The organism is Kiloniella laminariae DSM 19542 (assembly GCF_000374005.1).
GTDB classification, from domain to species: Bacteria; Pseudomonadota; Alphaproteobacteria; order Kiloniellales; family Kiloniellaceae; genus Kiloniella; species Kiloniella laminariae.
In genome coordinates, this window is record NZ_KB893170.1 from 12,436 (window position 1) to 35,392 (window position 22,957).

Sequence of the window (22,957 nt, forward strand, 5' to 3'; positions counted from 1 at the left end):
TTATCTCCAGTTTTTCTGGTAGGCACCGGAGGTACTGCGGGCTCCTTCAGCGACATTCCCCATATCCATCAAGGGAACGACCTCTCCACGAAGAGCTGCATCAAGTGCCCGGCGATAGCTGGAAACAACCTGCGTGACATAGGCCTTGCCTCTTTGACGCCCTTCAATTTTGAGCGCTTTGACACCTGCTGCAATCAGCTCTGGCAACATTGCCATAACGTTCAGCGAGGTCGGCTCCTCGAACAGATAGGACGGGTCACCACTCTGCCCGACAAACCGCCCCTTGCAGAGCGTAGGGTAACCGGCAGGCTCATTATCCGGGAAAGAGTTGATGGTAAAATCTCCCAGTTTCGAAACCAGTTTTCCCCGTCGCTGCTCATAATTGACATGACTTGCAGGCGAGCAGACACCCAGCATATTGGGCGACTTGCCCGTGGCATAGGAGGAAAGCGAACAACGCCCCTCTGCCATCACGCACATCCCCCCAAAGGCAAAAACTTCGGTCTCGACATCAATTTCTCCGATCAGGGCCGCAATTTCCCTGACCGTCAGTACCCGGGGCAACACAACACGTTGCACATCAAAGGCGGAACGATAGAAATTGATTGCTTCCGGATTGGAGGCCGAAGCCTGAACCGAGAGATGACGGCGCAATCCCGGATGATTTTTCTGCGCATAGTCCAGCAAGCCGATATCCGCCAGGATAACCGCATCTACTCCAATAGCAGCAGCACGATCCACAGCTTTATGCCAAGGGGAAAGATTGCCCGCCTGCGGGTAGGTGTTGATTGCCACATAGATCTGGCGCCCCATCCCCCGGGCCAGGACAACCGCCTCTTTCAGCTCCTCCGGACTAAAATTCAGCCCGGGAAAATTCCGTGCATTGGTCTCGTCGCGAAAGCCGACGTAGACAACATCGGCTCCGGCGTCCAGCGCGGCTCGCAGTGCCGAGGGGGTTCCGGCGGGACAGACAAGTTCCATAATCAGTCTTCCTCATTTTCGGCAACAGGAATTGGCTTGCCTGATCTGGTTTTCTCAGATCTGGCTTGCTGGGCCCTGATCTTCCGGAGCTCTCTGTCCATCCTGTCAAGCTGTTCCTGTTGACGGTCCAGATCGTCTCCCAATAATTGATATTGTCGGGCAGCAGGGGAAATCAGAGCGTTTTTAATCTGGGCAAGATCTCGGTTGGCTTTATCATATAGTGCAGAGAAACCTGAGAGGGCTTTTCCTGCGATTGGCCGGAAAGAACCCGTCTTCCCCAGCCAGATTTCCTCAAGAGAAATATCCGCGCTATCAATTGCATTGCGCAGGGTCAACACAGCCTCGGTATCGCCGGTAACGGCCAGCTCCCGGGAGAAAAACAGCGCATCCCCGTCAACCTTCCCTTCCAGCAGCAGAACAAGAGAAGAGAGCGGCCCACGGATCGTTGCATCCGGCACAGGCAAGTCATCAAGTGGAGAAAAAAGCGATAATCGGGCTTTTCCATGATCCAGTTCGAGAACAAAACGACAGGGAAGATCAGTCGGCTGCACCATAAAACGGCACTGTCCCAGGGGTTCAAGCCTCTTGAACACATCAGGATAAAGTCTGGTTATCCGCTCCAGCATATACTTTGCAACCGGAGCAAAAAAACGGAGCGGCACCGGAGCGAGAGCCATACCGGCCAGAAGAACCGGGGAAAATGGGGGGTACTCTTGAGAGAATTTTTGATCCTGCATGTCTTTGACGTGATCTTTCCAAGCTAAGAAGCCAGAGCATGAAGATCACGCCCCGATCAGACATTGATCTTCATCAAGGCATCGCAAGAAACCCGGATTATTAAGTCCCCCTGTTTTTGGTGGTTGATCTTTATCAAAGACACCCGATCTATGGAATCATAGTATGACCGCGTGTTGCAGCCTCTCACAAAGAGTTTAAGGGAATTTCATGAGCTCAAAGCCCGCCCGTATCGGCATTATCACTGTCTCTGACCGGGCAAGCCGGGGAGAATACAAAGATCTGGGTGGCCCCGCTATTCATCAGGTGCTATCCCGCATGCTGGCATCCTCCTGGGAAGCAGTAGAAAGGGTGATCCCCGATGATCAGCCCGTGATTGAGCAAACCCTGAAAGATCTTGCCGACAAAGAAACCTGTAGTCTGATTGTCACAACCGGAGGCACAGGCCCGGCCAAACGGGATGTCACCCCCGAAGCGACCGAGGCCGTCAGCGAAAAACTTATGCCTGGGTTTGGTGAGTTGATGCGACAGGTCAGCCTGAAATTTGTCCCCACAGCCATTCTCTCGCGCCAGACCGCCGGGATACGGGGGAAATGTCTGATCCTCAACCTTCCCGGCAAACCCTCTGCGATCAAGGATTGCCTCGAGGCGGTTTTCCCGGCTGTTCCCTATTGTATTGACCTGATTGACGGAGCTTATCTGGAGACTGACGAAAGCGTCTGCAAGGCATTCCGCCCCAAACAGATCTGATCAAAAGAGGTCTGAGCGCAACAAACCTTGACCAGTTTCACTCCCCGATCAGATGCCCGACAACCTGTCGGCTGTGCGGTGTCGTGCGATGTTCAAACAGATAGACCCCCTGCCAGGTTCCCAGGGCCAGTTCGCCCTGCACCACCGGAATGCTGAGCTGTACGGATGTCAAAACAGAGCGGATGTGGGCTGGCATATCATCGGGGCCTTCACAGCGATGCCTGTAGAGTTCAGGATCTTCGGGAACAAGGTTGCAAAAGAAACGATTCAGATCGTGCCGTACATCCGGATCAGCGTTTTCCTGAATAACCAGGGAGGCAGAGGTATGGCGAATAAACAGNGTCAACAACCCGCAATAGAGCTTCTGATCAGTACACCAATTCCGGATTTCACGAGAAAACTCATAAAAACCTTGCCCCCGGGTATCAATATCAAATATCGTCTGCCACTGTTTCATTTGCTTTATCCGGTCGGTTTTACCGCCACTGTGATGTGATTTTGTCTGCGCCTGACAATTATCACATTTTTGCCTGTTATTAACCCATGTTCAAATGAAACATGTTACATACAGTGTCCTTGCCGCAGAACAGTTCCGTTTCAAGTCGATAGAGCAAATGAACAATAATGGCAGAAACAATTGATATACCTAAAGTTTTAGAAGTATCCGAACTAAATATAAGATCAATAGTTCAGGCAAACCTCTATCGCTACTGGTTACAGCTAAAGGCTGACAAAGATACCCCGGACTGGCAGGACTTTGATCCCTGTGTGGTGCGCGAGAGCCTGCCTGATATTATGCTCTACGATGCCTACAAAGACGGAAATTTTTTTGTCTGTATCACAGGTGAAAACTGCCGGGAGAATTTTGGTATTCCATCCAAGCGCTCCCCACTGGATGATGTTTTCCCCGCAAGAGTTCTTGGGGATGTCAAAAATCGCCTGACTCACGTACTCAATAGCAACAAGCCCCATCTGGTTCAAAAAAACATGAACTGGAAAATCGAGGCCAGCCCCGAAGAGCAAAAAAAAGCCTATACCGTTTTATTCCTGCCCTTCCGGATCGAGCACCCCCAGATCAAGCTGAAGATACTCAATTCCATCTATTTTCACCGCTAGATCATAAATTTCTATCCGAGGGTTTCTGTCAGTTATCTTCAGATTCGCTCCCGAAAAGCTCGGCCTTTTCCCTCAGCCGCTTCTGTGACAGCCAGCCTCATCTTTCTTCTTGAACAGCTCTGGATACTGGCGTTACCTTGCACTTTCAGCCACCATAGCCAACAGTCATAACCAACAGTCATAAACGGAGTAACCCCGGGTGAAAACACGTATCAAGTGGATAGAAAATGTAGCCTTCATGGCAGAAAGTGGGTCCGGGCACGCTGTGGTTATGGATGGAGCCGTGGAAGGTGGCGGGAAAAACCTCGGCCCTCGTCCGATGGAGATGCTGCTGATGGGCATGGGCGGCTGCTCGGCCTATGACGTGGTGCATATTCTGCGCAAGGGGCGGGAAAATATCGAAGACGTCGAGGTCGATATCTCCGCGGAACGCGCAGACAGTGAACCAAAGGTTTTCACCAAAATTCACCTGCACTTTAAAGTTATGGGCGCCGGACTGACGGACAAAAAAGTCGGACGTGCAGTTGAACTCTCGGCAGACAAATACTGCTCCGCCTCGATTATGCTGGGCAAGACCGCCGAAGTTACCCACAGCTTCGAAATTTTGCCGTCATGATCGGAAAAATTCAGTGAAAGCCGTTGTTCAGCGGGTGAGCGAAGCCTCCGTCACTGTCGAGGGAGCAACCACCAAAGAGATCACAGGTGCCATCGGCAAGGGCCTTCTGGTGCTTTTCTGCGCTGAACAGGGCGATCAACTGGCCGAGGCAGATTATTTTGCCAGCAAGATAAGCAAAATGCGCATCTTTACCGATGAGGAGGGCAAGATAAACCTCTCGCTTGCTGATATTGGCGGCTCCCTCCTCGCTGTAAGCCAGTTCACTCTTGCTGCCAACTGGCGCAAGGGAAACCGCCCGGGATTTTCAGCAGCCGCCAGCCCCGATGACGGCAGGCGGCTTTACGAGCATTTCTGCCACAGCTTGGAAAAGCTTGGACATCCTGTCGAGAAGGGCGTCTTTGGTGCCCGGATGGAAGTCAGGCTACTCAATGACGGTCCTGTAACCATCATTATGGATTCAAAGGACAAGGGCTGATCTCCATCGGACCAGCCTGTCCTGGCCTCTTGCACCGGGCTTGCGTCACCCTTTCCGCCCTTTTAAATCAGCCCGATTTTATGAAGATTTTCCTCATTCTTCAGGACAAAATCTGTACCCGCGTAGTCTTTTGCAGCTCCAGTGCAAAGCCAGGCAATCGCCCGGGCAGGCCAGTCCGCAGGAACATGTACCGATGGATCAAGCTGGCTTACCGGATTAATTCCCGACTGTTTGATCGAGACCTGCATGTCCGTTGCCACGGTACCAGGGCTGAGGCCGATTACAGTAATCCCCTGCGCCCGGTATTCCAGATCTGCACAACGGGTCAAGGACAGGGCCGCGGCTTTGCTTGAGCAGTAGTGGCTCCAGCCTTCAAGTGCGGCAGTCGCAGCACCGGAACTGACATTGATGATCACGCCGCTGCCGCGTTGTTGCATCACCGGAATCGCCGCGTGTATTCCGAAATAAACCCCTTTGTAGTTCACATCCGCAGCCCTTGCCCAAAGCACAGGATCAGAGTCAGCCAGCCTGGCGATGGGATCAATCGCCCCGGCATTGTTGATCAGGATATCCAGCCCGCCAAACTGCTCCTGACAGAGCTGCACAGCAGCAGACAGATCCTCATAGCTGCTCACATCACAGGAAATCACCGCGGCTTTCCCGCCCATTTTCTCAACTTTCCCGGCGACTTCCTCAAGCGCTTCAGCGCTACGTGCGGCCAGAACAACCGATACACCCTGCCGCGCCAATTCAAGCGCCGTTGCTGCCCCGATCCCCTTGCTTGCGCCAGTAATCAAGGCCACCTTACCCGCCAATTCTGTCATCATTACTCCCTGCTTCCTGCTTGCCTGTCTGTCTGTCTGTCTGTCTGTCTGTCTGTCTGTCTGTCTGTCTGTCTGTCTGTCTGTCTGTCTGTCTGTTTTACAGCCGAATTTGTCCCAGTATGTCAAAGATAAATTTTCACGAAATGTCTTTATATTCATCTATATCATGCATAAAATACATGAATGGATATGAATGCTCTCAAGATCTTTATGGCTGTAGCCAGGCTCGGCAGCTTTGCAGCTGCTGCACGAAAGGAGAATATTGATCCCTCCTCTGTCTCGAGGATCATCGCCGGACTGGAAAATGAACTGGCTGTCCGCCTGTTCCAGCGCACAACCCGCAACCTGACACTGACTGAAGCAGGAGCGCTTTATCTCGCCCGGGTCCAGGCCATTCCCGAAGAACTGGAACTCGCCCGGGAGCAAGCCCTTGCCGTCCATACAGAACCTCGTGGCCCCCTGCGTATTACCGCCTCCGTCGCTTATGGGCAGAGCTGTCTGCTTGCACAGATCCCCGCTTTTCGCACTGCTTTTCCCGATATCAAGCTGGAACTGCTGCTGACCGACGAAAAACTCGATCTTGTCGACAACAGAATTGATCTGGCGATCCGTCTCGCCCCGGAAATCAAAACAGATGTGATCTGTACAAAGCTTCATGCCACCCGCTACCGCGTCGTTGCCAGCCCGGAATATCTTGCCAGATCTCAGCCTGTCAAAACCCCTGAAGATCTTGCCCGTCAGGATATGATCCTGTTCGACCTGCCCGAATACCGGACGGAATGGCATTTCCGCACGGCAGACAACAAGTCCCGCACAATCCCGGTCAAGGGCAATCTGGTGATCTCCAATGCTTTGGCAATCCGCGACAGTGTACTTGCAGATCAGGGACTTGCTCTGCTGCCCAACTGGCTGATCGACCAGACTATTGCCGAGGGTCGCTGTCAGGATCTCTTCCCGACATACCGCGTCACGGCAACGACTTTTGATACCGGGGCCTGGCTGCTCTATCCCAGCCGGAATTTCCTCCCCCTGAAAGTAAGAGCCGCGGTAGACTTTCTGCGTCCACGCCTCTCCCGCTTCGCGCCCCTGGCTTAAACCACAGCCAACCAGCTGTTCCTGATCCGGGTCAAAATGTCGCCGTCGATTTCCCCGGCTTTTTCTTGTCAGACAATTCTTTGATTTTTATACTGTTTTTTTGTTCTGATCTCTGGTGTTCAAGTGGCTCAAACTCGGCGCAACTTTCTGAAAAACTCTCTGCTTACCGCCTCTGCCGTGGCCGGGGGGACTACCGTCGGCTTTCTCGGGGCAAGGGCACAGGCACAGCCTGATCTTCTGCTCAAACCCGCTTTGACAGAATACAGCTTCCTGCCCGGTATCCTGACCAGAAAACTCTTTTCCTACAACAGCACAGGTCCGGCTCCGGTTTTGCGCGCACGACAGGGACAGCCTTTTCATGTCAGGCTGGAAAATGCCCTGCCGGAAGAGACCACAATTCACTGGCATGGCTTGCGCCTGCCCAATGCAATGGATGGTGTTCCCTTCCTGACCCAGCCCTATGTTAACCGGCACGAAAGTTTCGATTACATCTTTACCCCACCTGATGCGGGTACTTTCTGGTATCATCCCCACTGCAATACACTGGAACAGATGAGTTATGGTCTCAATGGTGTTCTGGTGGTCGAGGAAGAAACCGACCCGGGTTTTGATCAGGATATTGCCCTGAACCTTCGGGACTGGCGGCTGGGATCAGACGGCCAGTTTATCAAGCTGTATCAGGCACGAAAAAGCGCCCGTTCCGGAACCTTTGGCACGGTCAAGACCGCAAACTGGCAGGAAAATCCGCACTACGAGGTTTCCAGTGGCGGGCTGATCCGTTTGCGCATTGTCAATTCCGACGTCACCCGGATTTTTAAACTGGGAATTTCGGGTGCCCAGGCAAAGATCATTGCACTTGATGGTTATCCAACGCCGGGCCAACCCGAACTGGATCAACAAAGTGTTGGTCCAGGACAACGCATGGATCTTGCCATCCTTCTCCCCGGTGAAGAAGACAGAGAAGTCACCCTAATCAACTACTCTTCCTCAACTCCCTGGACGGTCTCAACCCTGAAAACCAGAGGGCAATCCCTCAAACGTGATTTGGGTGACCTCAGACCCTTGCCTGCCAATCCAGTACCGCTTCCCGATCTGGCCTCTGCCGAACACATCCCCTTTGAATTCACAGCCACGGCTGAATCAGCCCCCAAAAGCGGCTTTTGCGGCAGCCTGGGTTTTTCCTTCTGGGCCATTAACCGTCAGCCCTGGCCTGGAGTGTCGCCCGATCCGATGGCACCGATGGCAGAACTGAAACTCGGCAAAAGCTATATTTTCAGCTTTATCAACCGCACACCGCACAGCCACCCGATCCATTTGCACGGCCTGTCTTTCACATTGCTGAAGTCCAACAAGCGTCCTCTCGCTCCCTTGATCACGGATACAGCCCTGTTGTTGCCGGACGAACAGATAGATGTGGCCTTTGTCGCGGACAATCCGGGGGACTGGCTACTGCACTGTCATATCATCGAACACCAGAAAACCGGGATGAGCAGCTTTATCCGCATTACCTGAGTAAACCCGGTTCAGACCTGAATTTCTTTTCTTGAACAGTCAGATCGCCAGCTAGTCGTTAGCAGTTTCCGCCAAGTCTGCTTTGTTGCGCAGCGCATCAGGCCAAAAGGCCATGACCTCAAGCCCCTTACGGGCCACATCCATGGCCGACAGAAACTGGTCAAACCCGCTGAGCAAACAGCTGATCGACTTGAGGCATTCTTCCTTGTACCCGATATCCGTTCCCTCCTTGCAGAGCTGCGCAAGTTCCGAACGATATTCCTGACGCATGTTCAGCAGATTCTGTCGCTGGGGCTCACCGATTTGCAACAGGGGTGTTTCCGCAAACATCTTGGCTGCTGCTTCAAACATTTCAGCAAGACGGTTTCTCAAATGGGTATCCTTGATCACCGACAGATCAAAAGACGTTTTTCTATTCATCAGTCCGCACCTGTGACGGCAGTATTTCTGCTGTTTCTTTTCGGCTTCTAGCCCAGCAGAAAGGACGAGGCAATCACCTGTTTAAGGTCTGAGATAATTTTCAACAGAATTACCGATTTTCTGTTCAGCAGCTAAAGCAAAAGTTTGCCCTCACGGCTTTAGTCCGATTAACCGATATATTCCGGCTTTGACAGGGGCAGCAGATTTGTTTGTTTCGCTGTTGCCGGAAAATGACTGCCGAATTGAAAACCCTTCAACAATGTCCAGAATCAACTCGGCGCAATCAACAGCAGAAGGATTTAAAATCAACAAGTTTTTATCTGCTATTTCCTGCACAACCCTGGCCAGGGTCGATACAAGAAGAGATCGGTTGTTGAGAAAACCGGAGCGAATTTCTGGATTGCGCAAACCTTCTGAAAGAATTTCTGCCGCAAGCAAGGCATATTCCGGTTCAGAACAGGCTTCGAGATAGATTACCAGAAAGCGGTCCAGTGCCTTAACCGGATCCCGTGTGTTTTCCAGAACAGACTGAAACTCCAGAAACTCCTGAGCTTCCAGTGTTGCGATCTCCTGCACCAGCGCGGTTTTACTGTCGAAGTGGTTATAGACATTCCCCAGACTGATTCCGGCATTTTTCGCAAGATCCCGCATACTTGTCTGATGAAAGCCTTTTTCCGCAAAACATTTTATGGCTGTCTCGACAATCAGCTGTCGCCGCTGGTGGGTTGATTTATCGCGCTTGCCACTTTTTTCCATAAGGCTACTCCAGTTTCGGCTTGCAAAGGAACAAAGACAATCTTAATTAAATGAACGAACGTTCGCTTTTGTTAAGGTGTATCATGAATCCATGCAACTGATGTTTTGAGGGCATAATGACTGACAACGCGCCGCCAGCTCCCAATGAAGGAATAACCAAGCCACTCGGCGCAGGCAAGCCACATGCACGGTGGTTATGGATAACCATTTCTCTGATAACGCTGATCGGGGTACTTTTCCTGCTTGCCCTGGAGGAAGACACCGCCGATATCGCCAGAACAGAAACCTTCGCCCCGTTACCACTGGTTTCCTTTGAACTGGTTCAGACCGGACCGGAAACTCTGGAGATAACTTCTTTTGCAGAAATACGCCCGCGCTGGTCTGCCGAGCTGCGGGCTGCAGTATCCGGGAAAATAAACCGGGTCCACAACAGCGCCCTTGCCGGTGAAGTCATTGATAAGGGCACTGCGCTTGTTGAAATAGAAAACAGCCGCTATCTTGCCGAACTTTCTGCCGCTGATCTGGCCCGCAAGGAAGCTGATCTCGAACTTTTGAAAGCAAAGAACGCCAACTACCTTGCCCAGAAAGAGTTCGAGCGCAGCAGCAGAAAAGCACCGAACGATTTTGCTCTGAAAATACCCCAGCTGGAAATTGCCAAGCAGTTGGTCGCCTCGGCAGAAGCCCGCGTCCGCGCAGCAAGACAACAGCTAAATGATACAATGATCCTTGCCCCCTTCCCTGCTTTTGTAACCCGGCGTTTTGTCAGCCCCGGTCAGATGGTGAATGAGGGCGATCCCCTGGTCATGCTGGTTGATAACACAAGGTTCGAGCTGGAGGCCGAGATTGGTAGACGGGACTGGACCCTGCTACAGAAACCCTTTGCCGGATTGGAAGCGAAGGTAACAGGGCAAGCCGGCGAAGTAATCGCGCTGGCAAGGATCCGTCGGGGCGGCGGGTTTCTGGATGAAGCCACTCGCCAGTATAAAATCTTTCTTGATATAGAAGAAGCAGACACCTCAAAGGTCCTTTCCGGCGATTTTGTCAAACTGTCCCTCCCCGGTGTAACCATCTCCGAAGCTCTGGATATTCCGGCCTCCTCCCTCACCAAAGACGGATATCTCTGGTATCTCGACAAGCAGGACCGCCTGCAAAGGCTCGAGCCGCTTGTCCTCTCGCGCCGAAATGACCGTATTATCATTCAGGCACCAGTCGGGGAGACCTCCTGGCGCTTCGCGATCACCCCGCTGGTTTCTTTTCTGCCCGGCCTGAAAGTGCGTGCCCGGGAAAAGGAGGAATAAGTCATGCATTCCCTGACCGGATGGTTCATCAAAAATCCCGTGGCCGCCAACCTGATGATGGCATTTTTCCTGTTCCTTGGCTGGCTGGCACTGACCACAATTCGCATTGAGGGCTTTCCGCGCATCCCTCCGGAAAGCATTAGCATTACAACCAGTTATTCCGGTGCATCCACGGCCCAGATTGACGAACTGATAACCCGGAAGATCGAAAAAGCACTCGAAGGTCTCGAGGGTGTTCGCAGTATAAGCTCTCAATCAAACAACGATATTTCGGTTGTAACCCTGCGTCGCAGTGGTGGACAGGACCTGCAAAAGCTCCTGGACAAGGTACGCTTGCGGATAGATGGCATTTCAGATTTCCCTTCAGCAGCAGAACGCCCCGTCATAGAAGACGGTGGTTTTGATTTTCCGGCACTCTATCTCAATCTCCATGGCCAGACCGATCCAGTAACTCTGCAAAAATTGTCCGAACTCCTGCGCGAGGAGCTTCTCTCGCGCCCTGAACTGTCCCGGATGAATATCTGGGGGCTGTATGAGCGGGAAATGCAGATTGAACTCGATCCACAAATCCTCCAGCGCCACGACCTCACGGTTGCCGATGTCGTCACCCGGATAAGGTTAAATTCGCTGAATTTCCAGTCTGGTGTCCTGCGCACAAGAGGCGGGACTATTTATCTGAAAGCTGATAACCAGGCAAGGTTTTCAACAGAATATGCCGCAATCCCGGTTGTTGAGCGCACAGATGGTACCCGCATTCTTCTGGGGGAAATTGCCACAGTCCAGGACAACTTCAAAGAAGGAGACTATCTGTTTCGTTTTAATGGTGAACTGACCTCCGGTATGGAGGTTCTGATCGGCCAGAAGGAAAACCTGCTCCGGGTATCAGAAGTGGTTCATGACGTTGTTGAAACTTTCAGGACCCGCTTGCCACCCGACATTAAACTCACGATTTGGGGCGATAGCGCAGATTATATCGCGGAACGGCTGGGCCTTTTAAAAGACAACGGTATCCAGGGTCTCTTGCTGGTACTTTTAGTTCTCTCGCTTTTTCTGAATGTACGCTTGGCATTCTGGGTCGCCATGGGCATTCCCGTTTCCCTTATGGGTGCTCTGGCCGTTGCCGGTTCAAAGTGGGTCGACTACTCCCTGAACGATGTCACCACCTTTGGCCTGATTATCGTGCTTGGCATACTCGTTGATGATGCCGTGGTGGTCGGGGAAAGTGTTTTCGAAGAACGTCAATCGGCTCAAGATCCGTTTCTTGCCACCGAAAAGGGGGTCAAGAGAGTTGCCGTCGCAACAGTATTCGGTGTTTTGACGACCATCGCCGCTTTTTTCCCCATGCTGCTGCTGGACAATCCTCTGGGAAAAGTTCTTGCCGGTTTTTCCGGAATTGTCATTTTTGCCCTGGTCTTTTCTCTGATTGAAAGCAAATTTATACTCCCGGTCCATCTCGCTCATACAAACCTGCACCAGCAGCCCCGTTTCTTTCCGGGTCGGCTTTGGGCCAGAATACAGCAAACCACCCAGCATCTCTTGCTGGAATTTCGCGACAGAATCTATGCACCACTGCTCGTCAGTGCCATCAGGCACCGTTATGCCACCCTCGTACTCTTTATCGCTGCGGCCACGCTCGGGATCGGTCTGATCGGCCTTGGCAAGATCAGGACAGTCTTTTTCCCTGATGTCCCCGGACAGGTCATTACTGTGAATCTGGAAATGGACGCCCGCGCCCCCTTTGGACTGACCAGAGACAACCTCGACCGCATCCGGGTTATCGGAGAAGAGCTCAGCAAATCCCTCCAGCAGGAAAAATCACTGGAAGCTGCTCCCGTACGCTCCATGTTTCTGATCATATCGGATACAAGTACAGCACAGCTTTTTGCCGAGCTGACACCCGTTTCAGAACGCCCTGATCTCGGGATTATAGAATTTATGGAACAGTGGCGCCAACGCACAGGACAAATAGAAGGCGCGACCCAGCTCCAGTTCACAGGTTCGGAAGAACTCGCCGGGGGTTTTCTTCTGCGCCTCTATGCAAAAGATACTGATCTTCTTGCTTTAGCCAGTAAAGATCTGCGCGAATTTCTGGCCGGGATCAATGGTGTAAACAATGTCCGCGACAGCCTGACCCCGGGCCAGCCCGAGCTGGACATCCGAGTCAAACCCGAAGCACGACATCTCGGCTTTACCACAGAGACGCTGGCCTCCCAGATAGGCAATGCCTTTGGCGGAGCCGAGGTTCAGAAAATCATGCGGGACGGCACAGAACTCAAGGTTATCGCCCAGAACACGGACAAGACACGCGACAGCATCGACGACCTGCTGCGAAGCCGGTTGCGCAGTAATAACGGAAACTGGATCCCCTTTCAGTCTGTTGCCGAGATCAGGGGAGGGTACGTCTCAGGCACCATACATCGTGAGAACGGAAAATTGGTCAATACAGTCGCTGCCTCTATAAACCGTTCTTTGGTCGCCCCCGAGGAAGTTGCCCAGGCGGTGTTTGAACAGCTTGTTCCCGAACTGGTCGCCCGCTATCCCGGCCTGGAGGTCAAAAAGGCAGGGGAGCTGGAAGAAATCGGTGAAATACAGGGGGGAATGAAACAGGCCCTGCTGCTTGCTGCCGTCATGATTTATGTCTTGATGGCCGTGCCACTCAAATCCTACTGGCAACCATTTATCATTCTTGCCATCGTACCGCTGGGATTTGTCTCTGCGGCGCTCGGCCATCTGATTATGGATCTGCCACTCTCGGTCCTGTCTTTTTTTGGGATGCTGGCTCTGACAGGTGTTGTCATCAATGACAGTCTCGTCCTGATAACCAGCTATAACCAGCTTCGCGAAAGAGGCATAGCGGCTTCTGACGCCCTGTGTCAGGCTGGTCTGGGCAGATTCCGTGCCATTTTCCTGACGACAGCCACAACAGTTATCGGTCTTACTCCCTTGCTCAGCGAAACTTCCGAGCAGGCACAGTATCTTATTCCTGCCGCGGTTTCCCTGGCCTATGGCGAGCTGTTCTCGACGGCACTCATGTTGATTCTGGTACCGGTACTCCTTGCGATTACCGAAGATTTCAGGCGTGCATTTCTTGGGGTTGGCCAGAATGACGCCAACGACCCTGCCCCGCCGGAACCAACATAACGAACCGCCTCAAGCTGACTATAAAGAGAGGGAGACAAGGGATCTCCCTCCTCAAATAGATCAGAGATGAAACCGTCTTTGCCTCTGATCTACAGCAACGGCACAACAAGGTAACCAAGATATCCGCCGTAACAACCGAGTAACACACCGCCTTTCAAACGGCTCAGTTTCCAGCCCCAAACAGAAAATCCGATCAGAAGCAGTGTCGCCCCCAGCATAACCCAGACATCAGAGCCCGCAATCTCATCGGGAACGGTAATCGGCTGAACCAGGGCCGTGATGCCCAGAATACCCAGCACGTTATAGATGTTACTGCCGATAACATTCCCCAAGGCCAGATCCGTCTGGCGCTTCAGCGCTGCAATCACCGAGGTCACAAGTTCAGGCAACGAGGTTCCGATCGCGACAATCGTCACACCGACCAGTGCTTCCGATATCCCTGCCTCCACAGCCAGCCCTGCAGCCGCATCGACCAGAAACTTGGCCCCGGCAATAGTCAGGGCAATCCCGCCCACTGTGAACAGAGACGCTTTCAGAATACTCATCTGGGAAATCTGATCCTGAGCAGAGACTTCCTGCCCGCAACCTCCCTCCGGAGATGATCTTTTCTCTTTCAGATAGCTAAGGACAATATAGGCAAGAAGCAGCAACACGAACACAGCCCCCCAAAAGCGCTCAAGATAGCCCGTCAGCAGAACAACAACACAAAGCAGAGTCACAATGACCAGGGCAGCCCCATCGCGGAAGAAAGCCGCGCGAGAGATCACCAGGGGATAGATGATCGCAGAAACACCCAGAATCAGCAGGATATTGCAGATGTTGCTGCCGACGATGTTACCAATTGCAATGCCGGGCAGATCAAGTGAGGCAGCCAGCAGGCTGGTGACCAGTTCCGGTGTTGAGGTCCCGAAGCCAATAACCGTCAAGCCGATCAACAGGGGAGAAACACCGAGCCTGAGAGAGAGTGAACAGGCTCCGCGCACCAGCAGATCACCACCTGCCACCAGCAATATCAAACCACCAACAATTCCGGCAAATGTAAGCATGGAAACCAGCCTTCCGCAGCAGATTAGATAAGATTGAATCAAACGAGGAGTACATCAGCACTGAAATTGGAAGAACGGGGATCGCACGTTATGCCTCCTCCTGCTGCAGCCCATGAATTGGGAGAGTTTGGGCTAAAAGCAAGTCTGCCCAGAAAATATATATTTTGTGACGCCCGGGAGAAGACACAGTAGATTTCATCAGGACACAACTACATCCACAAGTCTGGATTCGTTATGTATCGTCTGAACTTCCGGCACGCGTTTTGTGTCTCCAGCCGCCACACCGGGGCTGGACCCCAAGATGAGCTTGAGATCCTGTTTGGAAAAGGAATAATAGGCATGAAAAAAGCAGAAAGAACCTTCCATGCTTGTTGATTTGGGAGCCAGCGCCCCTTACATCGCCCTGTTCCTGCTGCTCGGGGTTTTCCTGCTGTTTTTTCTTGAAATAAGATCCCCGGAAATCATTGCTTTCTCCGGGGCAGCAACAGCTCTCGCTCTTGGACTGGTCGACACAAAACAGGTACTCAACTCCATTGGCAACCCGGCTCCCGCAACAATCGGGGCCATGTTTGTCCTCAGTGCCGCACTGGTCCGGACAGGGGTGCTGGAGGCCGCAACTGTCCGTCTCAGCGCACAGGCAAAGCGCCGCCCTCTCTTGACCATCGGTCTGTTTTTCTGTGCGGCTGCCGGCATCTCGGCCTTTATGAACAATACCCCGGTTGTCATGGTTCTGATCCCCGTTGTTATCAGTCTGGCGCGGGATGCCAACACCAGCTCATCCCGGCTGCTGATGCCGCTTTCCTTTATGGTCATCCTCGGCGGAACCTGCTCTCTGGTCGGCACCTCAACCAACATTCTGATCGATGGTGTCGCCAGGGAAATCGGCCTGGCTCCCTTTACTCTTTTTGAAATCGCTCCGTTGGGCATCATTGTTGCTCTGGTCGGCGGCAGTTTTCTCGCCCTCACCGCCCCGAAACTCTTGCCCGATCGCAAAAACTCCAGCCTGTCCGAAGCAGCAAGAGAACAGCGTATGTGGTTCGCTGAGCTTTTGATCCCGGTCGGTTCTCCACTTGTTGGACAGTCTCCTCTTCAGGTCGATGCTTTCCGTCGAGGTGGCGGACTGGTCGTCGATGTTATCCGCGCAGATTTCTCTTTGCGGGACAGCCTGGAAACAACCCGGCTGGCTCCCGGAGACCAGGTGGTAATCAAGACTGCTGATGCAGAAATCATGGGCTTTCGCGAAGGAACCGCCCAGGGTGCCTCCATTGCCGGAGCAGAGGCATCTAAAGCCCGGCAATCCGTCGTGGTCGAAGCCCTGGTCGGCCCCAATACGCGGGCAAGAAGCAGAATGTTCGGCCGACTGAGATGGCGACGCCATTTTGGTGTTTACCCTCTGGCCCTGCACCGCGAGGGAACCCTGCAGGACCAGAAACTCCAGACAATCCGGCTGGAGGTCGGAGATACCCTTTTACTGGAGGGGTCGACCGAGGATATCAAACGGCTGGAAGAGGAAGAGCGCCTGATCCTGCTCTCCCCGATAGCTTCGCGCGCCTTCCGCCGCACAAAAGCCCCCATTGCTCTGGCAAGCATGATCGGTGTTGTTCTATTGGCCGCACTGGATATCGCACCAATCCTTCCCCTCGCCCTTCTGGGAGTTGCTGTTGTGCTTCTTACCCGCTGCATTGATGCAGATGAAGGTGTTGGTGCCATTGATGGCCGTCTGCTGCTGCTGATTGTCTCAATGCTGACCCTCGGTGCTGCCCTTGAAGGTTCCGGCGCGCTTGGTTTGATTGTCGGGCAGCTAACCGTTCTACTCGGCACGGTATCCCCCCTGCTCGCCCTGACCCTGATCTATGCAGTCACCTCGATCCTGACCGAGCTGGTAACCAATAACGCCGTTGCCGTCCTCATGGCCCCGATTGCTGCCGGAATAGCGGCACAACTCGGCCTTGATCCCCGCCCCTTTGTCGTCGCCGTCATGTTCGCCGCCAGCGCCAGCTTTGCCACACCGCTGGGTTATCAGACCAACACGCTGGTCTATAACGCCGGAGGCTATCGCTTTTCTGATTTCCTGAAGATCGGTATCCCGATGAACATTGTCGTCGGGGTGACAACAGTTTTCACAATCCCCTACATCTGGCCTTTGCTGGTCGAATAACAGTCAGCGCCGGAACAATTCCTGTAATGCAGAATCAGCCTGTGCACGGTTAAGCTGGGGTCGCCTTGCGGCACCATGGGCACCAGCAGCGATGCCATTGACGATAAAGTCGCCACTTTCATCACGGTATCCATAGGCATGTAGCCGATCCCCTCGCACAGTCATCCAGCCAAAACCTCCTCCTCTCATGTCTTGAACATGACGACGGTCAATCGCGCTTTGCAGGACTCTCCGATTGACCCGCAAATTTACGCCTTGCGGTCTTCCCTGATTGAAACTTGCTGACTGGGGAGGAAGAGGTTGCCGGGCTTGACGGCCTTGCCGGGCGGGTTGAGCAGACTGCGGGGGGCTATCCACACTGCCATCCGATTTAATTCCAAATCTTGTCGCTCGAGCTGACGGGTGCCGCGGGCAGGTCCCCGCAGCAAACGTTGCGTTGCATTGCGTGCACCTTAACATTTCAGCTTTCCCTTTATATAGATATCAGTTCAGGGTTTGCTCTTCTCCAGCTTGATTGGCTCAACGGTACTTGCCAGCAAATCCATCAGCTTTGACATGCCTTCAGTCGGAGGTTGCTGTGTCGCTCTGACAGTCACATCATATTTGGCTGTCTTGTCCGTCGAGCGGGTATTTTCACGTTGAGCCGACATTTTTCCTGTCACCTCAAGGCTGCCGCTATAAAAAATCCCGTTGGCTTCGGCCTTGGCTTTCGCTTCCACTTCTGCCGATGAACTGCTTTTTGCCGTATCGACCGTATGGATTTCCATCGAAAAATTAATATCAACGCTGTCAATTAACAGAGCTGGGATGGGCACCAGCCCCAGCACGGGGGGAGCAACGGTAAGTGAATGCACCGAAATCTGGCCATCGTCTCCGGTAACAGGGCGTTCAAGCTTCATCGGCAAGCTCAGAATATCCTTGGGCGTTGCCCCTTTTGTTTTCGGCGTCCCTTCTTCCCCGTAGGCCAGCATGTTGATGAAGCTGACCATCTCGTGCCCCAGTTGCTTCTGCGCTTTGATCGATGCCGCCAGCGGAGCAGCAATCAGGTATTCCATTGGAATACTGCCCAGCTCATTACCAATTGCTGATCCGCCACTCCCTTTGGCGGGTGTTTTGTCATCTGCCATCTGTCTGCTCTCCTTATGTTCTCAGATAATCCAGTAGCTGTTCCTGAATCAGGCTGACACCTTCTGGAGGATCTGACATTTTAAAGTTGATTTTCACCTTGGCCGGGGAAGTAGAGGACTGAAAACCATCGCCCTTGGGCATAATGGTAATTTCGGACGCCGTTCCAAACAGATCATCAATCGTCCGCCGGATAATACCGCTGTCGTCTTCCGATTTATCTTTCGTAGCTGCATCTTCATCGGATGATTTGGTTGTCGGGGTGACATCCAGATTGGTCAGCTTGGTCTCAAATTCAATTTCCAATGTATCAATCGACAGCGTAGACATTGGCACCAGTGTCACCGCAGCAGCTTCGAATATTTCGAACGTCTCCTGATCCCCCACTCCCTTGCTCGTGGCCATCGCAACCAGACGGGGGACATAGATCTCAATTTTGTCGCCCGTGTCCGGATCCGTTATCACTTTGGTTTCGAAATAGGACTGGAACAGCTTCAGATGCTGCATGTTCACAAAGCGCCGGGCTTCAAGAACCGAAGAGTAAATCCCTTCGAGAAGGTTTTGAAGAGATTGAGACAAGCTGACCCTCCAGGTTGGTTAACATAACGTTAACATCAACCCATGGGATATCAAACCTATTTAGTCACAACCATATGAATGCATCCCTTATCGCCAGAATTTATCCCGGTTCGGAAGGATACTTCGAGCGTCAGATGTATAACAGCTTCTCCCTTTACAATAAGTTACAGGAGCGGATCACGGGTAACCGAATGCGATATCAGGCGGCAGAGTTCCTCGACCTCGGCCCGCATCTGCACTTCCGGATTACGCACCAGCCAGTTGCCGATCGGCATGGCCAGCTCCACTGGCGACAGGCGGACAACCTCACGTTTTGCCAGCGCGGCTTCGCTCAGCGGCAGCGAGGCCAAGAGGACCCCAACCCCGGCTTTGGCTGCATCCAGTGCCGTGATAAAGCTGTCAAAACGGATCGCGGTTTTACGCGGTGGCGATATCTTGGCTTCAATTGCCCATTCAGACCAGCCACTGCGCCGCCCGGCCAGTCGGATGCAGGGCAGACTGCGCCACTTTCCTTCAGGAACACCAGCCAAAAGAGAGGGCGCACAGATCGGCGAGAGAACTTCGGAAAACAGATGGGTTGCAATTTTACCGTCCCACTTGCCATTGCCAAAACGGATCTCGATATCTGCCTTGATCGCCTCATAATCCGCCGGGCGGTGGATTGCGGCAACGGAGAGAGAAATCTTGGGACGCGCCGCAATAATCCACTGCAACCGCGGCACCAGCCAGAGCGAGGCGATTGACGCCGGGCAGGCAATGGTGACCACCTTCGAGCCTTTTTTACCAAAAAGATCCTCGGTGCTGCGGGCAAGGGCGTGGATGGCAGAACGCACCGAGGGCAGATAAGCATCCCCTTCCGCCGTCAGCTCAACCCCGCGCGCCAGACGGTGAAACAGTGTCACCTTGAAATGCGCCTCAAGCTTGCGGATCTGTTGGCTGACCGCCGCCTGGGTCAGGCCGAGTTCATCAGCAGCTTCTGTGAAGTTTTCGTGACGGGCTGCCGCCTCAAAGGTTTTCAGCCAATCCAGAGGTGGCAATAAAGACAATATGTTATCCCCAAGGCATAATTATAACAGGGTCAAAGACCTATTTTATATTTATTGTTCTTATTGCTTTTTAGGTGACTAATCGAGTCAATTATTAAAAACAGCCCTTACGGAGAGAGAAATGTCACTGGAAACCGCTGGTATCCTTCAGGACGGTGAAGCCATCTGCCTGCAGTGGAGCGATGGGAAAACCGCCCGTTTTCATGCGATCTGGCTCAGAGACAATGCCCAGGACCCGGAAACCCGGGCCAGTGGCAATGGTCAGCGCCTGATCACCATCCTCGATATTCCTGCCAACACCAGAATGACTTCCGCCGAAATCGGTGCAGGAGACCAGTTGCATCTGCGTATGGCACCAGAAAACAAAGAACTGGTTTTCTCCGGCAACTGGCTGCGCAAAAGGATTTATGACACCCCGGCTGTCACAGAACGCGGCTGGTGCCCGGACCATATCACGCCCTGGGACGCTGGCCTCAATGCCTCGGTCCCGACCGTTGACCTCACCCAGGCCAAAGTTGACCCAAATTCCCTTGCTCACTGGCTTGAGGGCGTACGACGTTATGGTCTTGCCATCATGACCGGCCTGTCCACAGACAGCGGCAGCCTCTGCGAAGTGGCGGAACTCTTCGGTTACATCCGCGAAACCAACTATGGCCGCTGGTTCGAGGTCCGCTCCGAGATCAACCCGGTCAACCTCGCCTATACCGGCCTGGGGCTTCAGGCACATACCGACAACCCTTACCGCGATCCGGTTCCGACACTGCAACTTCTCGCCTGCCTGGAAAACTCTGCCGATGGTGGCGAGTCCATGGTGGTCGATGGTTTCAAAGCCGCTCAGGTTCTGCGACAGGAATCTCCGGAGAGCTTTGAGCTTCTCGCCCGTTTCCCCGTACGCTTTGAATATGCCGGTGCCGACGATATCCGCCTGCGCGCCAAACGTCCGATGATCGAACTCGGCCCCGATGGCGAACTGATCGCCATCCGTTTCAATAACCGTTCTTCAGCTCCCTATACCGATATCCCCTTTGATTCTATGGCTGATTATTATTGGGCTTACCGCAAACTGGCAGAAATCATCGAACGGCCAGAGATGGAAGTGACCTTCAAGATGAAAGCCGGAGATCTTTTCATCGTCGACAACACCCGCGTTCTGCACGCCCGAAAAGGCTTCTCCGGTGCCGGAACCCGCTGGCTTCAAGGCTGCTACGCTGACAAGGACGGGCTGCTCTCGACCCTTGCCGCCCTGGAAGAAAAAATGCAGGAGGCAGCAGAATGACTTTTGATATTTTAAACAAAGACAACATCGTTGATTTTATTGGCGATATCTTTCACCGTCGCGGCGCAGATTCCTATCTCGGCGAACAGGTCACCATGTCTGAACACATGCTTCAGGGTGCCCAGTTGGCCGAACAGGCAGGTGCCGGAGACATCCTGATTGCCGCCGCTCTGCTCCACGATATCGGCCACTACACCAACGAGTTTCCCGACGATGCTCTGGCCAAGGGGATCAACAATCATCACGACGAAGCAGGAGCCGCCGTTCTGCAGGCTTTCTTCCCGCCGGTCATTACCGAATGTGTCCGCCAGCATGTCGCAGCAAAACGCTATCTCTGTGCCACCGATGACAGCTACTTTGGTAAACTCTCCGATGCCTCCATCCACACCCTGAACCTTCAGGGGGGACCGATGAACGCTGAGGAAATCACCGAAATGCAAAAAAATCCGCACCTGAAAGAAATCGTCCAGGTGCGCTATTGGGATGATGCAGGCAAGGATCCAAAGGTAACAACACCGCCCTTTGAATATTATGCCCCCATTCTCCAGCGCGTCGTTGACGGCTTTGCCGGATAAAAAAACCAGCGACCTTGTGCCCCCGGTGTTAAGCTCTCCGGGGTCACAAGGTTGAATTTTACTGCTGACCCCTTACAAACAAGACAGGCGAGCACTGATGGGCAACAAGATACTCCTCGTGATCATGGATGGTGTCGGTTATGACACCGCTGTTTCCCAATGCGGTTATCTTGAAGGACTGGTAGAGTTGGGCCGGGCCAAACGCTGGAAAATGCGCGCAGCCCTGCCGACCATCTCTGCCGCCATGTATGAAACCATCCACAGTGGCCTCTCCCCCATCGACCACGGCGTAACAGGCAACGAAGCCCTGCGCCCCTCCATCGTACCCAATATATTCCAGAGCCTGCACAACCAGCACTTCAAAACCGCTGCAGTTGCCCACTCCTATTTCCATACCCTCTACAACGGTCCCTATGATCTTTTTGATCATATCGAGGTCGAAGACGAGACTAAAAATATCCAGTACGGGCGCTTCTATTCTATGGAAGGCTACAACGGCACCAATATCTGTGCCCCGGCTGAAATTGACCTCTGCGCCCAGGCCAGCCTGCTGATCAACCGTCACGCACCGGATTACCTGCTGCTGCACAGCTCATCGGTCGACAGCCTCGGCCATCGATATACCGCCGACTCATCCCAGTACCGCATCCAGACCTGGCGTATCGACAATGCCCTGGCCCGCGGCATCCCCCGCTGGCTCGAGGCTGGTTACGAAATCATCGTCACGGCGGATCACGGGATGAATGCAGACGGTCATCACGGCGGCGCAGAAGACATCATGCGCAACGTAGCCTTTTACTATATCGGCCAGGGAAATATTACCGCCAAGCCAGACAGTCTGCTTGATCAGCTGGCCATTGCCCCATCGGTACTACAGCGCCTTGGTGCAACAATCCCCGACAGCATGAAAGCAACACCCCTCTTTGCAAAATAGGGAACTGTTCTGACAGTTGGTTTACTAAAGATCAGCCCCTAATGAACTGTGGGCGGCTGGGGTAAAGTCACCGCCAGTTCCTCGGCATCTTTGGTGATTTCCGCATGCATCAGGATTTTTGACGTCAGGGCCATAGAAGTGTCAATCACCCAGCGCACATCGCGCTCGCCCGCGCTGTTCTGATTGGCCACCACTTCCGGCAAGATCTGTTTTTGCAAGAACCCGGCTACCCCGGCCAGGGCTCTGGCCCCCAAACGCAGCTGCACTGCCGAAAGAACGAAAGCCACCGGTTTGCCTTCTGCCGGACCAGTCTCTGCCTGACCAGTTTCAGCCTGTCCGGCTTCGATCTGATCAGCAACAGAGCCCAGAATATCCATCATCTCGGCCACTTCATCGTTGATCCGTTCTGTGCGCTTGGCCAGAAAGCGCAGATAGGCGATGTAAAAATCGTAGCGAGGCAACAGACATTTCTCCATAAACTTGAACAGGTCAAAGCTTT

24 protein-coding genes are annotated in these 22,957 nt (G+C 53.2%); 12 read left to right on the forward strand and 12 right to left on the reverse strand.

Going from position 1 to position 22,957, the window contains the following annotated elements; translation table 11 throughout:
* Window positions 1-981 (reverse strand): ubiquinone anaerobic biosynthesis protein UbiU, encoded by a 981-nt coding sequence (gene ubiU / locus B152_RS0120105; protein ID WP_020594251.1) that lies wholly within the window; start codon window positions 979-981, stop codon window positions 1-3.
* Between the two features lie 2 nt (window positions 982-983).
* Window positions 984-1,718 (reverse strand): ubiquinone anaerobic biosynthesis accessory factor UbiT, encoded by a 735-nt coding sequence (ubiT, locus tag B152_RS25660; RefSeq protein ID WP_020594252.1) that lies wholly within the window; start codon window positions 1,716-1,718, stop codon window positions 984-986.
* Window positions 1,719-1,926: 208 nt separating this feature from the next.
* Here ubiT and mog point away from each other — a divergent pair, with 208 nt between their 5' ends.
* A complete protein-coding gene (mog, locus tag B152_RS0120115; RefSeq protein WP_020594253.1) occupies window positions 1,927-2,466 on the forward strand; it encodes a molybdopterin adenylyltransferase in 540 nt (179 codons plus the stop codon).
* A gap of 37 nt (window positions 2,467-2,503) precedes the next feature.
* Here the strand turns inward: mog and B152_RS0120120 are convergent, their stop codons facing one another.
* Window positions 2,504-2,923, reverse strand: a complete 420-nt coding sequence (locus B152_RS0120120; protein ID WP_026261741.1) for a secondary thiamine-phosphate synthase enzyme YjbQ — start codon at window positions 2,921-2,923, stop codon at window positions 2,504-2,506.
* A gap of 167 nt (window positions 2,924-3,090) precedes the next feature.
* Between B152_RS0120120 and B152_RS0120125 the strand changes: the two genes are divergently transcribed.
* The 3 genes from B152_RS0120125 to dtd all read left to right on the forward strand — a co-directional run bounded on the left by B152_RS0120125 (window position 3,091) and on the right by dtd (window position 4,673).
* On the forward strand, window positions 3,091-3,582 hold the full coding sequence (locus B152_RS0120125; protein ID WP_020594256.1) for a PAS domain-containing protein: 492 nt from the start codon (window positions 3,091-3,093) through the stop codon (window positions 3,580-3,582).
* Between the two features lie 199 nt (window positions 3,583-3,781).
* Window positions 3,782-4,198: an OsmC family protein gene (locus tag B152_RS0120130; RefSeq protein WP_026261742.1), complete on the forward strand. Its 417-nt coding sequence runs from the start codon at window positions 3,782-3,784 to the stop codon at window positions 4,196-4,198.
* Window positions 4,199-4,211: 13 nt separating this feature from the next.
* Complete coding sequence (gene dtd / locus B152_RS0120135; protein WP_020594258.1) at window positions 4,212-4,673, forward strand: D-aminoacyl-tRNA deacylase; 462 nt, start codon at window positions 4,212-4,214, stop codon at window positions 4,671-4,673.
* Between the two features lie 62 nt (window positions 4,674-4,735).
* On the opposite strand, the gene B152_RS0120140 is transcribed toward dtd, so the two are convergent.
* Window positions 4,736-5,500: an SDR family oxidoreductase gene (locus B152_RS0120140; RefSeq protein WP_020594259.1), complete on the reverse strand. Its 765-nt coding sequence runs from the start codon at window positions 5,498-5,500 to the stop codon at window positions 4,736-4,738.
* A 186-nt stretch (window positions 5,501-5,686) separates the two neighbouring features.
* Here B152_RS0120140 and B152_RS0120145 point away from each other — a divergent pair, with 186 nt between their 5' ends.
* Window positions 5,687-6,592: a LysR family transcriptional regulator gene (locus B152_RS0120145; protein ID WP_211212261.1), complete on the forward strand. Its 906-nt coding sequence runs from the start codon at window positions 5,687-5,689 to the stop codon at window positions 6,590-6,592.
* A gap of 123 nt (window positions 6,593-6,715) precedes the next feature.
* Window positions 6,716-8,104 carry a multicopper oxidase family protein gene (locus B152_RS0120150; RefSeq protein ID WP_020594261.1) on the forward strand — a complete coding sequence of 463 codons (1,389 nt, stop codon included), beginning with the start codon at window positions 6,716-6,718 and terminating at the stop codon, window positions 8,102-8,104.
* A 51-nt stretch (window positions 8,105-8,155) separates the two neighbouring features.
* Here B152_RS0120150 and B152_RS0120155 read toward each other — a convergent pair whose 3' ends face one another.
* Together B152_RS0120155 and B152_RS24550 are read right to left on the reverse strand one after the other, a co-directional pair.
* A complete protein-coding gene (locus B152_RS0120155; RefSeq protein WP_020594262.1) occupies window positions 8,156-8,524 on the reverse strand; it encodes a hypothetical protein in 369 nt (122 codons plus the stop codon).
* A gap of 150 nt (window positions 8,525-8,674) precedes the next feature.
* Window positions 8,675-9,280 carry a TetR/AcrR family transcriptional regulator gene (locus B152_RS24550; protein ID WP_020594263.1) on the reverse strand — a complete coding sequence of 202 codons (606 nt, stop codon included), beginning with the start codon at window positions 9,278-9,280 and terminating at the stop codon, window positions 8,675-8,677.
* 116 nt (window positions 9,281-9,396) lie between these two features.
* Between B152_RS24550 and B152_RS0120165 the strand changes: the two genes are divergently transcribed.
* Complete coding sequence (locus B152_RS0120165) at window positions 9,397-10,578, forward strand: efflux RND transporter periplasmic adaptor subunit (protein WP_020594264.1); 1,182 nt, start codon at window positions 9,397-9,399, stop codon at window positions 10,576-10,578.
* 3 nt (window positions 10,579-10,581) lie between these two features.
* Window positions 10,582-13,719, forward strand: a complete 3,138-nt coding sequence (locus B152_RS0120170) for an efflux RND transporter permease subunit (RefSeq protein ID WP_020594265.1) — start codon at window positions 10,582-10,584, stop codon at window positions 13,717-13,719.
* 89 nt (window positions 13,720-13,808) lie between these two features.
* On the opposite strand, the gene B152_RS0120175 is transcribed toward B152_RS0120170, so the two are convergent.
* Window positions 13,809-14,765 (reverse strand): calcium/sodium antiporter, encoded by a 957-nt coding sequence (locus tag B152_RS0120175; protein WP_020594266.1) that lies wholly within the window; start codon window positions 14,763-14,765, stop codon window positions 13,809-13,811.
* 364 nt (window positions 14,766-15,129) lie between these two features.
* On the opposite strand from B152_RS0120175, the gene B152_RS0120185 reads away from it, so the two are divergent.
* A complete protein-coding gene (locus B152_RS0120185; RefSeq protein WP_020594268.1) occupies window positions 15,130-16,923 on the forward strand; it encodes an SLC13 family permease in 1,794 nt (597 codons plus the stop codon).
* A 3-nt stretch (window positions 16,924-16,926) separates the two neighbouring features.
* Here B152_RS0120185 and B152_RS24555 read toward each other — a convergent pair whose 3' ends face one another.
* The 4 genes from B152_RS24555 to B152_RS24560 all read right to left on the reverse strand — a co-directional run bounded on the left by B152_RS24555 (window position 16,927) and on the right by B152_RS24560 (window position 19,673).
* Window positions 16,927-17,088, reverse strand: a complete 162-nt coding sequence (locus B152_RS24555) for a hypothetical protein (protein WP_020594269.1) — start codon at window positions 17,086-17,088, stop codon at window positions 16,927-16,929.
* 323 nt (window positions 17,089-17,411) lie between these two features.
* Window positions 17,412-18,050: a DUF2589 domain-containing protein gene (locus B152_RS0120200; protein WP_020594271.1), complete on the reverse strand. Its 639-nt coding sequence runs from the start codon at window positions 18,048-18,050 to the stop codon at window positions 17,412-17,414.
* Between the two features lie 13 nt (window positions 18,051-18,063).
* Entirely contained in the window at window positions 18,064-18,627 is a 564-nt protein-coding gene (locus tag B152_RS0120205) for a DUF2589 domain-containing protein (RefSeq protein WP_020594272.1), read from the reverse strand.
* A gap of 164 nt (window positions 18,628-18,791) precedes the next feature.
* Window positions 18,792-19,673: a LysR family transcriptional regulator gene (locus tag B152_RS24560; RefSeq protein WP_020594273.1), complete on the reverse strand. Its 882-nt coding sequence runs from the start codon at window positions 19,671-19,673 to the stop codon at window positions 18,792-18,794.
* Between the two features lie 121 nt (window positions 19,674-19,794).
* Here B152_RS24560 and tmpA point away from each other — a divergent pair, with 121 nt between their 5' ends.
* The 3 genes from tmpA to B152_RS0120225 all read left to right on the forward strand — a co-directional run bounded on the left by tmpA (window position 19,795) and on the right by B152_RS0120225 (window position 22,458).
* The gene (gene tmpA / locus B152_RS0120215; protein WP_020594274.1) at window positions 19,795-20,949 is read left to right on the forward strand and encodes a 2-trimethylaminoethylphosphonate dioxygenase; all 1,155 of its coding nucleotides are present in this window, start codon (window positions 19,795-19,797) and stop codon (window positions 20,947-20,949) included.
* On the forward strand, window positions 20,946-21,524 hold the full coding sequence (tmpB, locus tag B152_RS0120220) for a (R)-1-hydroxy-2-trimethylaminoethylphosphonate oxygenase (RefSeq protein ID WP_020594275.1): 579 nt from the start codon (window positions 20,946-20,948) through the stop codon (window positions 21,522-21,524). The genes tmpA and tmpB overlap by 4 nt, the downstream gene beginning before the upstream one ends.
* 97 nt (window positions 21,525-21,621) lie before the next feature.
* A complete protein-coding gene (locus tag B152_RS0120225) occupies window positions 21,622-22,458 on the forward strand; it encodes an alkaline phosphatase family protein (protein WP_020594276.1) in 837 nt (278 codons plus the stop codon).
* Window positions 22,459-22,496: 38 nt separating this feature from the next.
* On the opposite strand, the gene B152_RS0120230 is transcribed toward B152_RS0120225, so the two are convergent.
* Entirely contained in the window at window positions 22,497-22,919 is a 423-nt protein-coding gene (locus B152_RS0120230) for a hypothetical protein (protein WP_157231199.1), read from the reverse strand.
* Window positions 22,920-22,957 lie beyond the last annotated feature (38 nt).

What these genes read in the sequence shown, in the direction of transcription:
- B152_RS0120225 (WP_020594276.1), top strand. Translation starts at nt 21,622, where the DNA reads ATGGGCAACAAGATACTCCTCGTGATCATGGATGGTGTCGGTTATGAC.
- B152_RS24555 (WP_020594269.1), bottom strand. Translation starts at nt 17,088, where the DNA reads ATGACTGTGCGAGGGGATCGGCTACATGCCTATGGATACCGTGATGAA.
- tmpB (WP_020594275.1), top strand. Translation starts at nt 20,946, where the DNA reads ATGACTTTTGATATTTTAAACAAAGACAACATCGTTGATTTTATTGGC.
- B152_RS0120200 (WP_020594271.1), bottom strand. Translation starts at nt 18,050, where the DNA reads ATGGCAGATGACAAAACACCCGCCAAAGGGAGTGGCGGATCAGCAATT.
- tmpA (WP_020594274.1), top strand. Translation starts at nt 19,795, where the DNA reads ATGTCACTGGAAACCGCTGGTATCCTTCAGGACGGTGAAGCCATCTGC.
- B152_RS0120165 (WP_020594264.1), top strand. Translation starts at nt 9,397, where the DNA reads ATGACTGACAACGCGCCGCCAGCTCCCAATGAAGGAATAACCAAGCCA.
- B152_RS0120175 (WP_020594266.1), bottom strand. Translation starts at nt 14,765, where the DNA reads ATGCTTACATTTGCCGGAATTGTTGGTGGTTTGATATTGCTGGTGGCA.
- ubiT (WP_020594252.1), bottom strand. Translation starts at nt 1,718, where the DNA reads ATGCAGGATCAAAAATTCTCTCAAGAGTACCCCCCATTTTCCCCGGTT.
- B152_RS0120125 (WP_020594256.1), top strand. Translation starts at nt 3,091, where the DNA reads ATGGCAGAAACAATTGATATACCTAAAGTTTTAGAAGTATCCGAACTA.
- B152_RS0120140 (WP_020594259.1), bottom strand. Translation starts at nt 5,500, where the DNA reads ATGATGACAGAATTGGCGGGTAAGGTGGCCTTGATTACTGGCGCAAGC.
- ubiU (WP_020594251.1), bottom strand. Translation starts at nt 981, where the DNA reads ATGGAACTTGTCTGTCCCGCCGGAACCCCCTCGGCACTGCGAGCCGCG.
- mog (WP_020594253.1), top strand. Translation starts at nt 1,927, where the DNA reads ATGAGCTCAAAGCCCGCCCGTATCGGCATTATCACTGTCTCTGACCGG.
- B152_RS0120145 (WP_211212261.1), top strand. Translation starts at nt 5,687, where the DNA reads ATGAATGCTCTCAAGATCTTTATGGCTGTAGCCAGGCTCGGCAGCTTT.
- B152_RS24550 (WP_020594263.1), bottom strand. Translation starts at nt 9,280, where the DNA reads ATGGAAAAAAGTGGCAAGCGCGATAAATCAACCCACCAGCGGCGACAG.
- B152_RS0120155 (WP_020594262.1), bottom strand. Translation starts at nt 8,524, where the DNA reads ATGAATAGAAAAACGTCTTTTGATCTGTCGGTGATCAAGGATACCCAT.
- B152_RS0120185 (WP_020594268.1), top strand. Translation starts at nt 15,130, where the DNA reads ATGCTTGTTGATTTGGGAGCCAGCGCCCCTTACATCGCCCTGTTCCTG.
- B152_RS0120170 (WP_020594265.1), top strand. Translation starts at nt 10,582, where the DNA reads ATGCATTCCCTGACCGGATGGTTCATCAAAAATCCCGTGGCCGCCAAC.